The sequence below is a fragment of the Anaerotruncus sp. genome, assembly GCF_057433415.1.
The window spans coordinates 1-13,156 of record NZ_DBMDHH010000064.1; the positions used below are offsets into that span (position 1 = coordinate 1).

The 13,156-nt window shown below is 65.7% G+C and carries 15 protein-coding genes; 4 read left to right on the forward strand and 11 right to left on the reverse strand.

The window, feature by feature from the left end:
• Positions 1-842 precede the first annotated feature (842 nt).
• Positions 843-1,517, forward strand: a complete 675-nt coding sequence (locus ACZO3G_RS13045) for a potassium channel family protein (RefSeq protein ID WP_101548120.1) — start codon at positions 843-845, stop codon at positions 1,515-1,517.
• A 70-nt stretch (positions 1,518-1,587) separates the two neighbouring features.
• Here ACZO3G_RS13045 and ACZO3G_RS13050 read toward each other — a convergent pair whose 3' ends face one another.
• A complete protein-coding gene (locus tag ACZO3G_RS13050; RefSeq protein WP_101548118.1) occupies positions 1,588-2,079 on the reverse strand; it encodes a metallophosphoesterase family protein in 492 nt (163 codons plus the stop codon).
• A 207-nt stretch (positions 2,080-2,286) separates the two neighbouring features.
• Between ACZO3G_RS13050 and ACZO3G_RS13055 the strand changes: the two genes are divergently transcribed.
• The 3 genes from ACZO3G_RS13055 (at position 2,287) to ACZO3G_RS13065 (ending at position 3,761) form a co-directional block, all read left to right on the forward strand.
• Positions 2,287-2,541: a hypothetical protein gene (locus tag ACZO3G_RS13055; protein ID WP_101548116.1), complete on the forward strand. Its 255-nt coding sequence runs from the start codon at positions 2,287-2,289 to the stop codon at positions 2,539-2,541.
• Positions 2,542-2,613: 72 nt separating this feature from the next.
• On the forward strand, positions 2,614-3,315 hold the full coding sequence (locus ACZO3G_RS13060) for a hypothetical protein (protein WP_277138711.1): 702 nt from the start codon (positions 2,614-2,616) through the stop codon (positions 3,313-3,315).
• The gene (locus ACZO3G_RS13065; protein WP_276873096.1) at positions 3,312-3,761 is read left to right on the forward strand and encodes a hypothetical protein; all 450 of its coding nucleotides are present in this window, start codon (positions 3,312-3,314) and stop codon (positions 3,759-3,761) included. Before ACZO3G_RS13060 ends, ACZO3G_RS13065 begins: the two co-directional genes overlap by 4 nt.
• 45 nt (positions 3,762-3,806) lie before the next feature.
• Here the strand turns inward: ACZO3G_RS13065 and rsmI are convergent, their stop codons facing one another.
• From rsmI to ACZO3G_RS13115, 10 genes are all read right to left on the reverse strand, one after another.
• Entirely contained in the window at positions 3,807-4,634 is an 828-nt protein-coding gene (gene rsmI / locus ACZO3G_RS13070; protein WP_101548109.1) for a 16S rRNA (cytidine(1402)-2'-O)-methyltransferase, read from the reverse strand.
• Positions 4,631-5,377 carry a tRNA1(Val) (adenine(37)-N6)-methyltransferase gene (locus tag ACZO3G_RS13075; RefSeq protein WP_276873099.1) on the reverse strand — a complete coding sequence of 249 codons (747 nt, stop codon included), beginning with the start codon at positions 5,375-5,377 and terminating at the stop codon, positions 4,631-4,633. The genes rsmI and ACZO3G_RS13075 overlap by 4 nt, the downstream gene beginning before the upstream one ends.
• Before the next feature lie 11 nt (positions 5,378-5,388).
• Positions 5,389-6,546, reverse strand: coding sequence for a hypothetical protein (locus tag ACZO3G_RS13080; protein WP_276873101.1), 1,158 nt, complete (start codon positions 6,544-6,546; stop codon positions 5,389-5,391).
• Between the two features lie 73 nt (positions 6,547-6,619).
• On the reverse strand, positions 6,620-6,790 hold the full coding sequence (gene fdxA / locus ACZO3G_RS13085) for a 4Fe-4S ferredoxin (RefSeq protein WP_101547919.1): 171 nt from the start codon (positions 6,788-6,790) through the stop codon (positions 6,620-6,622).
• A gap of 121 nt (positions 6,791-6,911) precedes the next feature.
• Entirely contained in the window at positions 6,912-7,811 is a 900-nt protein-coding gene (locus ACZO3G_RS13090) for a PSP1 domain-containing protein (RefSeq protein WP_486847320.1), read from the reverse strand.
• 152 nt (positions 7,812-7,963) lie between these two features.
• Positions 7,964-8,911 (reverse strand): hypothetical protein, encoded by a 948-nt coding sequence (locus ACZO3G_RS13095; protein WP_276873109.1) that lies wholly within the window; start codon positions 8,909-8,911, stop codon positions 7,964-7,966.
• Positions 8,912-9,235, reverse strand: a complete 324-nt coding sequence (locus ACZO3G_RS13100; RefSeq protein WP_101547913.1) for a cyclic-di-AMP receptor — start codon at positions 9,233-9,235, stop codon at positions 8,912-8,914. It lies immediately after the preceding gene.
• Between the two features lie 372 nt (positions 9,236-9,607).
• Complete coding sequence (locus ACZO3G_RS13105; protein WP_276873111.1) at positions 9,608-10,954, reverse strand: aminotransferase class I/II-fold pyridoxal phosphate-dependent enzyme; 1,347 nt, start codon at positions 10,952-10,954, stop codon at positions 9,608-9,610.
• On the reverse strand, positions 10,951-12,009 hold the full coding sequence (locus tag ACZO3G_RS13110; RefSeq protein WP_276873113.1) for a lipid II:glycine glycyltransferase FemX: 1,059 nt from the start codon (positions 12,007-12,009) through the stop codon (positions 10,951-10,953). The genes ACZO3G_RS13105 and ACZO3G_RS13110 overlap by 4 nt, the downstream gene beginning before the upstream one ends.
• A gap of 105 nt (positions 12,010-12,114) precedes the next feature.
• Positions 12,115-12,921: an epoxyqueuosine reductase gene (locus tag ACZO3G_RS13115; RefSeq protein ID WP_276873115.1), complete on the reverse strand. Its 807-nt coding sequence runs from the start codon at positions 12,919-12,921 to the stop codon at positions 12,115-12,117.
• Positions 12,922-13,156: the final 235 nt, after the last annotated feature.

A 13,156-nucleotide genomic window follows, 5' to 3' on the forward strand; every position in this document is an offset into this window, starting at 1 on the left:
CGCTCGCGGGCGCTCCGCCCCGCGGCCCCGGCTTGAGTCCGCTGCGCGGACCCGGCCCTGCGGGCCGGATTCTCTATCAGGATGGCCTGCGGCCAAATCCCCTGCGACCCCCACGCCGCCTCCGGTTGGCCTTCGGCCAAAGTCGGCGGCGCCCTGTCACGGATGAGCGAACGAGCCTACAGCATCCCGCCCGCCGCCGCGCCGCGGGCGCAATGCCTCTGCCCGAGAGTCTCCGGAACCGTACCGGGAGTGCTTCCGGGGAGGCACGGCCGCTTTTGCGTGGCGCGCAGCGCCCACGGGGAGGCGGAAAACTGCGCGGCTTCGCCGCGCACGCGCGCGGAGCGCGCGAACGCCCGGAACGGGCGTTGTTTTCCGCCATGTGTCCCCGGCGAGCCATCCGGTGTGCGTTGTTGGGAGCGCCCGCAACCTGAATTGAGCCTTCAGCTGGTGTACCCGTGGGGAGTGACGGTAGTCTGCGGGTTATGGCAAGGTACTCCCGGGGGTTTCTCAAGGGGACTGGCGGAAGTCCCCTTGAGCGCCCTTCTTCCGCCGACTTCTTGGGCGTGCAAGAAGTCGGCCCGCCTGCCGGGGCGGGACCCGGCGATTTATGCCGCCGAAGGCGGCACATCTAAAGCGCCCCGGAGGGGCGCGTAAAAGGCTTGCCGGGCGCAGCGCGGCAAATCCAAAACCGCCCGCCGGGGCGGGTCCCGGCAATCTCCGCCGCCGAAGGCGGCACATCTGGAGCGCCCCGAAGGGGCGCGAAAAAAGCCCCGCCGGGCACAGCGCGGCAAATCCAAAACCGCCCGCCGGGCGGAAAATCATCTAGGAAAGGTGCATGGAAGATGCGAATCGTTGTTGTGGGCGGCGGCAAGGTGGGCTACTACCTGACCAAGACGCTGCTGGAGCATGGGCACGAGCCCCATCTGGTTGAAACGGACCGGGAGGCGTGCACCCGCATTGCGGACGAACTGGACGTGCCGGTCATCTGCGGGGACGGGAGCATGATCGACGTGCTGGAAAGCGCGGGCGCCAAGGGCGCGGACGCGCTGATCGCCGTGACCGGGCAGGACCAGGACAATCTGGTCTCCTGCCAGCTGGCCAAAAAGGTGTTCCAGGTGGAACGCACCGTGGCGCGCATCAACAATCCCAAAAACGCGGCGGTCATGAAGCAGCTCGGCGTGGACATCCCCATCTCCTCGACCGACAACATCGCCCGCCTGCTCGAGCGGGAGGTGGATACCGCCGCCATCAAGCAGCTCATGCCGCTCGCGCGCGGCGAGGCGTCCCTCTCGGAATTGCAGATCCCGCCCAAGTACCGCCTCAACGGCATCACGCTGTCCGAGCTGCGGCTGCCGGAGGAATCGGTCATCGTGTCCGTCTCCCGCGATGGGCGGCTCATCATCCCGCGCGGCAACACGCAGATCTTTTCCGGGGACAAAATCCTGGTGGTCTGCGCCAACTCCGCGGTACGGGAGCTTTCCCGCAAGATGGGTATCGAGACGGAGGACAAAAAATAGCCGTTCGGCCCGCTGATCGGCGTCATAAAATGGAACAGGAGCCCCCGGCCGCTGCCGGGGGCTCCTGTTTTTATTTGCGCCGGTTGTCCAGCTCGTTGATGAAGCACACGATGTCGGTTTCCGTGACGTCGACCACCCCATAGGTGCTTTTGCCGTCGCGCGGCAGGCCGAGGCTGCCGGGATTGAGCAGGTGCATCCCCCTCTGGTAGCCCACAAAGGGCACGTGGGTGTGCCCGAAGAGCACAACGTTCGCCTCGATATCCGCGGCGGCGGCGACCAGATCGTCGAGGCCGTATTTGACGCTGTACATATGGCCGTGGGTATAAAAGATTTTCGCGGGTCCGCAGGAAAAGCAGCCCGCCAGCGTGGCGCTTGTCCCAAAATCGCAGTTGCCCCGCACGCTGAGCCATTTGCAATCGGGGTAGAGCGCGATCGCCTGTTCCAGCTCCTGCGCGCCGTCGCCGAGGTGGATGAAGATATCGGCGGAAGCGCGGTGCATTTCGACCAGCCTGCGCAGGGAATGAAAATCGCGATGGGTGTCGGACGTTACGATCAATCGCATGGGAACCGGCCCATCCTTTCCAAGACGGCGCGTACGCGCCGGAATACCGGTCTTTTCCGGAGAAAAACCGGCCTTCGGAAAAACGCGCGCAAACGAAAAATTTCGGTGGTTGCATGCGCTTTGCCGCGGGCCGGGTGTCACACTTTTCTGAATATCTGCTATTAATATAACATATAAATGAACGAAAGAAAACAGGCGGTGAACCGATTGGCAAACAATTTCAACATTTCTCCCGACCAGATGGATTCCCTGCTTGCCCTGGCGGGCAAAAAGATGGGCAAGGACCCGGAAAAGCTCCGCGAGCAGATGCAGAGCGGTCAGATGGACGGCATCCTCGGCGGGCTCAGCCCCGCGCAGAGGGCCCAGATCCAGGGATTTATGAATAATCCGGCGGCGGTCCAGCAGTTCCTGGGAAACCCCAAGGTCCAACAGCTGCTGCGCGGCCTGATGGGCAGGCAGTAAAAGGCATTCCGTCGTTCACAGGCCCGCGCGCCGCGCGGGCCTGTGAACGCCACACGCGAAGAGGGGGATTGCATGGATGACCTGAATTCGATGCTCACTTCGATATTGGGCGACCCGGGCAAAATGGAACAGCTCCGGCAGGTCGCCCAGTCGATCGGGCTCTCCCCCGGCGGCGCCGCGGCGCCCTCCGGGCAGCCGGACGGCGGAAGCGCCGCGCCGGGCGGCTTCGACCCCTCCGCGATCGCTTCCCTCCTGCAAAACCTCCAGGGGTCCGGGAACGCGGGGAACGCCCCGCCCGCCGGCGGAGGCGCGAGCGGAGCCGGGAACGGCCCCAGCCCCGCCGCGATCGCCTCCCTGCTCCAGGGACTCCAGGGGGGCGGCAATGCCGGAAGCGGCGCCCCGCCCGCCGGCGGAAACGCGGGCGCCGCGCCCTCCGCGGGAGGCGGCGCCGGCGGCGGCTTCGACCCCGCGGCGCTCTCCTCCATCCTGGGTATGCTGGGGGGCGGCGGCCAGAACGCGGGCGGCGCCGCGGGAGGCGGGATGCCCGACCTCGGCTCGATCGGCAAGCTTGCGGGCGTGCTCGGCACCATGAACCAGCCGGATAAAAACATCGATCTTCTGCAGGCGCTCAAACCACATTTTTCGCCCGAACGGGCGGGCAAAATCGACGGGGCGGTCCGGCTGATGCGGCTGATGCACGCCTGGCCGGCCGTGCGCGACAGCGGGCTGCTCGGCAGCCTCGGAAATCTCTTTTCAGGCGGTGGTAAACGATGATGCGATGGAACAGCACCAAAACCTATACCGAAGAGGACATGATCCGCATGCAGCAGGAGGCGATCAACCGCGTCCATGAATTTCAGGCGCGCAGCCAGGCCGCCACGCAGCAGTTCATCGACGTGCCTCCATCGGCCATGCAGCCGGTAACCGAGGAGCCGGAGCCGATTCTGTTCGACCCGACGCCCGAAATCTCCTTCTCTCAGGGGCAGGCGATGGGCGGGCCCGCGCAGGTCACGGAGGGCGGGGTCATCGAGGCGGAATCGCATGTGGTTCCCCAGCAGCCCGCCCAGCAAACGCAGCAGCCGACCGACCCGATCAGCGGGCTGATCGACAAGCTCGGCATCGACACCGAGACGCTGCTCATCCTCGGGCTGCTCTTCCTGCTCTACAACGAAAAGGCGGATAACGCCCTGCTCATGGCGCTCGCCTACCTGCTCCTCTAGGCTTTCTGTTCTTTGCAGCGCTCCAAAAGCCCCTACATAGCCGCGTCACTCCTTCAGCGCGGCCTTATAAAGCTCTCCTTTCTTATAGCCCGTGCGCCGGGCGGCCTCCTTCGCGGCCTCCGACAGGGAGGCCCCCTGCGCGGCCAGCCCGAGCGTCAGCTCCACAGCCTCCCGGAAATCGGGAGGCTCTGTTTTTTTGGGCGGCGCGCCCTCGACGATGAGGACGAACTCCCCGCGCGGCGGATTCTCGGCGTAGTGGGCCGCCGCGCCGGCCAGGGTGGTGCGCCGCACCTCCTCGTGCACCTTCGTCAGTTCCCGCGCCAGCGCGATCCGCCGGTCGCCGAACGCCTCGAGCATGTCGGCGAGCGTCGAAACGAGCTTGTGGGGCGCCTCGTAGAAGATGAGGGTGCGCGGGTCCTCCCGCACCGCCTCCAGATGCTCCATCCGGCTGGTGCGCTTGACGCTGAGAAAGCCCTCAAAGGAGAACCGCGCCGTCGGGAGCCCCGACACCGCCAGCGCGGACACCGCCGCGCTCGGCCCCGGCACCACGACCGTCTCGACACCGTTTTCCGCGCACAGCCGCACGAGGTCCTCGCCCGGGTCGGAGATGCAGGGCATGCCCGCGTCGGTCACGACCGCGCAGTCCTCCCCCGCTAAAATCCGCGCGAGGATCTCCTGCCCCCGCTCGCGGATGTTGTGCTCATAGTAGCTGACCAGCGGCTTTTTGATCTCAAAGCGGTTGAGCAGCTTCAGCGTCACCCGCGTGTCCTCCGCCGCGATAAACGAGCAGTTTTGGAGCGTCTCGAGCGCGCGCGGGGAAAAGTCCCCCAGATTGCCGATCGGCGTGCCCACGACATAGAGCTTCCCGCTCATCTTCCGCCCTCCTTTTTGTTTTCTTTCTTCCGGTAGACGCGCAGCATCTCGGGGGAAAAGCCCCCCTCCCCCTCGACGATGAGGGGCGGCTCCACCCGCAGCCCCGGCTTTCCGCCCCGCCGCCCCTCCGCCAGCAGGAGCCAGGGCGCGCTGGCCGGCCGCTGCTGCACCAGCCGCAGCCGCTTGGGCTCGAGCCCCGCCTCCCGCAGGGCACAGATCACATCGGCCAGCCGCTCGGGGCGGTGGCAGAGGCAGAACCGCCCGCCGTACCGCAGCAGGTACCGCGCGGCGGCGGACACGTCCGCGAGGGTGCAGGCCGTCTCGTGCCGGGCGATCCGCCCGGCCGGGTCGGCGCTCAGCAGCCCGCCTCCCGGCCCGGTGTAGGGCGGGTTGCAGGTCACGAGGTCGAATCCCCCCGCGGGGAGCCGCCCGCGCAGCTCCCGCAGGTCGGCGCAGAGCGGAACGAACCGCCCGGCGGGCAGGTTCCCCTCCGCGAGGGAGCGCGCCATCTGGGCGCAGGCCGCCTCCTGGATTTCCACCGCGACGGCCTCGCGCGGGGCGGGCTCCGGGCCGCGGAACCAGAGCGCGGGCACAATGCCGCACCCGCTCCCCAGGTCGGCCGCGCGGTCCCCCGCGCGCGGGGAGGCGAAGTCGGCGAGCAGAAAGGCGTCGGCGCCGAACTTGTGCGCGGGCGTCACCCACAGTCGGATTCCGCCGCCCAGCTCCTCATAATGGCCCTCCAAGCGCCTTCCCCCTATTCGTTGAGATGGAGTTCCGCCTCCGCCCGGTGGGGCGGGACGGGGTTTTCCCGCAGGCGCAGCACCAGCCACGCCCGGTTCTTCCCGCTTAAGCGGGTCTCGCCCGCAGCCGTCCCGCCGCGCGGCGGCTCCGCGTAGCCCCGCAGGTCGGCGAGCGCCTCCCGCCAGCAGCGGCGGACGAGCTTTCGCAGGCGCGCGTCGTCCCGCAGAAAGCGCGGAAGTCCGCTGCCCGCGAGCAGATCGTCCGGGACCGTCTCCGGCAGGGCGTCCGGCTCCAGCAGGGCGGTGACCGCGCACGGCTCGAGCGTCTCATGCGCGCGGTAGCGCGCCCAGAGCGCCCGCTCCTCCGGAAGGATGGGGCGTTCGGCGTCGTCCAGCGGGCCCATCACCAGGATCGGCTCCGGGTCGGTCCCGGGGTCGTAGGGCTCGTCGGACGGCTCCGGCGGCGGAGGCTCCGCCGCCGAAAGGCGCGCCGCCTCAAGCGCCTCCTCCGCCGTCAGCTCCCGTTCGGCGGGCGGCGGGATGATCGCCGCCGGGTCCGGGCCCCCGATCACCGGCGGCACGACCGCGGCGCGCAGGCCGTCGTAGCGGTTGAAGCGCGCGGAGAGCCCGCTCAGCTCGGGACTGCCCCCCGGCAGCATCGGCGGCCAGCTGTAGAGGCGGTTGCCGCGGCAGAGGACGCAGTAGTATTGAAAGATCACGTAGGCCGCCCGCACCGGCATCAGCAGGGGGGCCGGCGTGACAAGCGCCAGCAGCCAGGGCAGGGCGATCGGCCCGCTGAGGAGGGCGAAGACCAGGCCCGCGCGCCGGGTACGCAGCAGGCAGTAGAGCAGCGCACCCTTGATCGCCAGCCCGCCGAGCAGCAGGCCCAGCGCCTCGCTGATGAGCTGGGAGGGCATGCCCTCCCAGCCGATGAGCGTGCTGCCCAAAAGGAAAATGCCGAACGCCACCAGGAAGAAGGCTGCGTCAACCGCGGCCTCCGCCACCAGAAACCAATTTTGCCAGGGGCGCTTCTTCATGAGCGCGCGCCCCTCCAGCCAGCGACCCTCGCGCAGCAAAAGCGCGACCGCCAGCACCGCCAGCGCGGCCATGACCGCGGGCTGAAAGACGTAGGGCTCCGCGCGCGAAACGGTGTGAATCATTCTTACCGGCATGCGTATCCCCCCCTTCGAAAAGAAAAGCCTTCGCTTTGCGGCGAAGGCTTTTCTTTATGTACGTTACTGTCGCTTATTCGGGCTTGATGGCCTCGACAGGGCAGTCGGCCGCACAGGCGCCGCACTCGATGCAGGACGCGGGGTCGATCTCATACTTGCCGTCGCCTTCGGAAATCGCGCCGACGGGGCAGGTCTCCTTGCAGTTGCCGCACGAAATGCAGTCGCCGCTGATCACATATGCCATGGGGAACACCTCCAAATTGAAATACTTTTCTCCCGATACCGCTATGCGATATCATAGACTTATTCTACCACAGACGCGCAAAAAAGCAAGTAAAGTTTTTGGGGGAATCGTCAAAATTCCCCTATTTTTCCTCCTGCGGCTCCTCCGGCGCGGCCTCTCCGCGTCCGGCTCCCCTGCCCTCGGCGCGGCTTTCCTGCCGGCCCTCTCCGCGGCCCTCGCGGATGGGGCGCACCTCGCTCTTGGGATAGAACTTCGCGGCGGCGGAATCCTTTTCCGGAGCGACCTTCAGCATGCCGGTCAGCAGGTTCACCTCCACCACCGTGCCGCGGCCGTCTTTGGTGCGCACCGGCGTGCCCGCCTTGGGGGTGGTGCGCAGCAGGTCGTCGTAGGCGGCCTGCTCATATTTGAGGCAGCACATCAGCCTTCCGCAGGTGCCGGAGATCTTGGTCGGGTTGAGGGAGAGGCCCTGTTCCTTCGCCATCTTGATGGAAACCGGCTGGAACTCGCCCAAAAAGGTCGAGCAGCAGAAGGGCCGCCCACAGATGCCCAGCCCCCCGAGCATCTTGGCCTCGTCGCGCACGCCGATCTGCCACAGCTCGATGCGGGTGCGGAAGACCGACGCGAGGTCCTTGACCAGCTCGCGGAAATCCACCCGGCCGTCGGCGGTGAAATAGAAGAGGATCTTATTGTTGTCGAAGGTGAATTCCACGTCGACCAGCTTCATATTGAGCTTGTGCTTGGCGATCTTCTCCTCGCACACCTTGAAGGCCTGCTTCTCCTTCGCGGCGTTGTCGTGCACCTTTTTGAGGTCCTCGGGCGAGGCGAGGCGCATCACCTTCTTGAGGGGCTTGGAGAGCTTCTGGTCCTCGATCTGGCGGTTTCCCATCGCGACCTCGCCGCACTCCACCCCGCGCGCCGTCTCGACGATCACCCGCGCGCCCTTTTCCACCCGAAGCTCGCCCGGGTCGAAGTAATAGACCTTCCCAACGCTTTTGAATCTCACGCCTATGATTTCAGCCATTGTGTTCCTCCAATTGGTTTTAACGTTTCCGCTTATGGGGTTGTGGGGCATTGGCGGCGCCGGTACTTCCGCGGCGACGGGTTCCCCCATAAAAAGCTCACCCCGTATTTTCGTTCCATCAGTACACCGGCCGCCGGGCCGTCCCGCACCCGCTATCCGGCGAGCGCGGCCTTGACCTCCTCGACCATGCAGGCCGACAGCAGCGGGATGCTCACGTTGCGTCCCGCGCGCAGCAGCGCGCGTTCAACGGCATCCGCCGCGCCGACCAGCTGCATGACCGTCACCCGGTTGCAAAGCCTCTCGTCCGCCTCCCGGCCGACGGCCGCCTGCGCGAACCCCTCCCGCAGCAGCGAAAGGGTCTGCCCAAGGCCGTCGCGGTCCCTGTCGTACCCGGCGAGCACCCGCAGGCAGGCATAGCGTTCGCCGTAGATCAGCTCCTCGCGGAGCTTTTTGGCGTCGGCCGCCGATTTGGAGGGCTTGGCCGAGCCGAGCAGCCCGAGCGCCCTGCCGATGTTGCCGCCCGCGCCCGCCGCCGCGGCCTGCCGCTCCTGCGCGGACCGGCCGGGGGCGAGGGCTTCCAGCGCGGCCGCGCATTCCTCCACCGACGGCACCTCCAATTCCACGCTGATCGCGCGGGAGAGGATGGTCGGCAGCATCCGCGAACGGTTTTCACAGAGCAGCAGGAAATTCACAAAATCGGGCGGCTCCTCGATGATCTTCAGCAGCGCGTTCTGCGCCGCGGCGTTCATCGCGTGCGCCCGGTCGATCAGGTAAATTTTGCGCGCGCCCTCGTTGGGCGCGATGTACGCGTCCTGCCGGATCTCCCGCACCGTCTCGACGGGGAATTCCTTCTTCCCCTCCGGCACGGTGTAATACCGCACGTCGGGGTGGACGCGCTTGTCCGCCTTGACGCAGTGGGAGCAGCGCCCGCAGGGCTTCGGCTCCCCCTCGCAAAGCAGCGTTTTCGCGGCCTGCCAGGCGGCGGTCTTTTTGCCGCTGCCCTCCGGGCCCTCGATGAGCAGGGTATGGGGAAAACGCCCGCCAGCGGCAAGGTTGGCGAGCGTGGCGTTTGCTTTTCGGTTGTAGAGCAGTTCGGGCATTTACAGCTTCTCGAATCTTTCCACGTTCATTACAAAGATCGTCGCGCCGCCCACCTGGACTTCCACCGGGAAGGAGGTGTACATCCCCACTCCGTAGGAGGCGGAGGAGGGCACCATCTGGGTCCGCTTTTTCGAGTGCTTCCCGATGATCTCGATCGCCTCGTCCACCCGTTCATCCTCGGTGCCGATGATGAAGGTGGTGTTGCCCGCCATCAGGAATCCGCCCGTGGTAGCCAGCTTGGTCACGGAAAATCTGTTCTTGGTCAGTTCCTTGGATACCTTGGAGCTGTCGTCGTTCGATACGATCGCAAATATCAGCTTCATAAGTCACCCTCCTGATTCCCTTCACATTTTGGACCAGCGCACGCCTTTGTGCAATTTTATTTTACCATAGCGGCTGTCAAAATTCCATCTTTTTTTGCGCGGCGGCAAAAAGAACCTGTTAAATTCGGGGCTTTTCCCCCCGTTTCCTTCTTTCTTTTTTCTTGTAATAGAAAGAAGCAAAGAAAATACGCCTGAAGCAGGGCCCGCGGGCCCGGGCAAAGGGCTCCGCCCTCGCCGCCGGACAACGTCCGGCGGCTCACCCGCGGCTTTTTGAAAAAAGCCGGCAAAAACATTTGGATTTACAACACGGCGCGAGCGAACGGCGGAGGAAAGCGCCGCGCCTGAACCAAAAGTTCTTTGCCAGGCTTTCTTTCAAGAAAGCCGTGTCACAAAGACGTCCGTCACCCCGTAGCCCCTCAGCGTCTCCACGGCGGCGCCGTCGATGCGCTCGCCGGGCATGACGATGGGGATGCCGGGCGGGCAGGGGGAAATTTCCCCGGCGGCGACGCGGCCGGCGGCGTTTTCCACCGGACAGCGCTCCTGCGTGGAAAAGGCCGCCTCGCGCACCGACAGCGCCTGCTCCAGCCGGGGGAGCGGGGGCGGCGGGGCGGGGGCGGACGCGCCGGAGGGCGGGAGCGCCCCCAGGGCGGTTTCCAGCCGCGTGAAATCCTCGGCGCGGTTGAGGCCCGTGGCCATCAAAACGCCCGCCGCGCCGCCGATATATTCCGGCTCGATGGAAAACCCGCGCAGCCACGCGCCGAATCCCGCCGTGTCCATGCCGCGCGCGGCAAAGCCGAGCGAAAGCTTGGCGGGGTCGGCCGCCCCCTGCGGGAGCGCGAACCCCTTTTGGAGCGCGAGCAGCCGCGCGCGGTCGAAGGCACGCGAGACGCGCTCGAACCCTTCGGCCGCGCCCTCCCCGGCGTAGGCGGCGGCCCGCTCGCAGGAGAGCAGGATCGGATAGCTCGGGCTGGTCGAGCCGAACATCGACATCAGCCGCTTGGCGTCCGGGGCGTACCGCCCGTCGCAGATGTGCAGCAGCGCGCCACCCGTCATGGCGGGCATCGTCTTGTGCAGGCTGTCGCAGCAGAGCGCCGCCCCGCAGTCGGCGGGATGGGGCTTCCCGTACCGTTCCGGCAGGAACTTGAGGTGCGCGCCGTGCGCGTTGTCGACGAGCAGCGGCACCCCGTGGGCGCGGCAGACCTCCGCGATCCCCGCAAGATCGCTGAGCACGCCGAAATAGTCGGGCGAGGTGAGATAGACCGCCTTCGCCTCCGGATGCCCGTCGAGCGCGGCGGCGACCGCGGCCGGGGAATACCGTCCGGTGAACCACGCCCCCGCGTCCCGTTCGGGGTAGACCCACACGGGGGTGAGATCGAGCAGAGCCGCCGCGTTGATCGCGGCGCGGTGGAGGTTGCGGCCCATGACCACGGCGGCGCCCGTCCCGCAGGCGAGCGCGAGCATCGTCTGGATGCACAGCGTCGCGCCGCCCGCGCAGAGCAGCGTCCTCCGGGTCCCGTAGAGGCGCGCGAACTGCTCCTCGAGCGCCAAAAGCGGCCCCTCCGCGTGGTAGAGGCTGTCCGCGCCCTCCACCTCGGTGATGTCCCAGGGCAGCAGCGCGGCAAATTCGTCCGTCCCCGCGCCCTTGTGCCCGGGCATGTGGAAACGGGACATGTCCTTTTCGATGTAATCCCTTACGGCGTCATGCAGCGGCGTTTTCATTCGTGCTTCAGTTTCCTCTTGAGCTGTCCGAGCGCGCCGTTCAGCGCGATCGCCTGGTCGACCATCCGCGCCTTGACCGGACGGTACACGTAGTCGAACTCCCCGGCCAGCTCGTCAAGCCGGCCGTTGAAGCCGCGTTTGAACTGGTAGAGCCCGTACATGTGGCTTCCCTCCTCCAGATTCCCCGAGACCCCCTGGAAGTCGTAGACCTCGCAGCCCGTTTCCACCGCCCATTTGATCATTTCCCACTGCATGAGATAATTGGGCATCACGTCGCGGTGGACGTTGTCGGACGCGCCGTAGACATAGCAGCATTTGCCCGCGTAATTGGTGGTGATGGCGCCGCAGACGGGCGCGTTCTCATAAAATCCCATATAGAGCCGCACATGCTCGCCGAGCGCCTCGAGCATCCGCTCGAAATACGCCTTCGGGCGCACGTTGAAGCCGTCCCGCTCCCCCGTCACCCGCATGATGCGCACAAACTCGTCGAGGTATTCCGGCCCCACCGGGCGCACCTCCACCCCGTTGCGCATGGCGATGCGCACCTTGCGGCGGGTGCCCTGCGTCAGGTTCGCGAGCAGCTCCTCCTCGGTGCGCCCCATGAGATAGAGCCGGTAGTTGAACCGGGCCTGGATGCCCTCGAACCCGTCGGGGCCGTACTGCTGCGTAAAGCCCATGCTCTTCGCGATCGCCAAAAAGTCGGTGTCGCTCATCAGCACATCGGGGTCCATCTTAAAGGTATGGGCGTTATATTTCTTCGCCAGCACGTCTACGCCCGCCTTCAAATCGGCGAGCACCTCCTTGTCGTGCAGGTCGCAGACCGGCCCGCGCGGCGCATATAAAAACGCGGTCCCAACAAGCGGGATCTTCTGGATGAGCACCGATACGGCGCCCTTGATCTCTCCGTCCTCCCCGCGCGAGACGACCGCCTCATACCCCCAGTTGTTCTTGACCTTCTGCCAGTTGACGCTCTGGGTAAAGCCCCCCTGCGGATGGCGCGAGACGAATTCTTCCATCTCCCCATACTGTTCGGGCGTTAAAATCTCCACTTCCATCGGTCCCTTCCACGGCCCCCACGGGCCTCTGTCTTGTTGGCGTCCGCTCAGGCCGGACGCCGGCGCAAATATCCGCGCTTATTATAGCATATTTTCCCGGTGCCGTCATTCCTCCCCGCGCAGAATCCGCAGGTTGCGCCGCAGCACCGTTTCCCCGCGCCAGCCGTAAGCCTTGCTCTCGCAGAGTTTTCCAAGATTATCTTCCCCGACGACCGGCGCGATATCCCGTTGAAACGCCGCGACAGGGCTTCTCCGCGCGTTCCGGTTGACCGGGCAGGCGTCGGTGCACCGGTCGCACCCCCACACGAAGCCGCCCGCCCGGATCTGTTCCCGCTCCCATTCGGTCAGCTCCCCCTTTTTCTGGGTGATATGGGAGCGGCATTTTTCCCGGTCGAAGCCCTCCTGGGACAGCGCGCCCGTCGGGCAGGCCGCGGCGCACCGGCCGCAGTGGGTGCAAAGGGGGTTTGCTTTACGCCCCGCGGCCGGAAAATCCGCCGTCGTGACGATTTCGCCGATAAAGCAATAACTTCCGTAGGTTTCATTCAACAGCTGGCCGTTCATGCCGATATCCCCCAGCCCCGCGAGGCTGGCGGCGCGCACTTCCGCCACCGGCGAGCTATCTACAAATGGTATAAACACATCTCCGTTATACATATTTTGCAGTTCCTTTGCCAGCTCCTCCAGCGTTGCCCGGATAACCGTATGGTAATCATCCATAAGCGCGTAGCGCGATATATTTCTATCGGGATACTCTCCGATGTAATATCCAAATAGTATAACTATGATGCTTTTTGCCCTCTCGGGCAGGCGGCGTTTTGCGCGCACCTCCAAAAGCGGCAGCGCATCCTCAAACCGGCAGACGCCCCACTGGTCCATGCCATGGGATTCCATGCACTTTATCAGCTGATCCATTGGCGGGGCCTCCCTTGGGTATGCCGCTCAGTGAGCGGCGGAGTTTGTCGGTAGTCGACCGACGACCGACAGCGGTTCTTAGGCATACCGCTCATCGAGCGGCGGAGTTTGTCGGTAGTCGGCCGACGGCGGTCCTTAGGCATAGCGCTCATCGAGCGGTGGAGTTTGTCGGTAGTCGACCGACAGCGAGTTCCTTTCTTGCTTGCCCAAGAAAGGAACCAAAGAAGGGCACGAG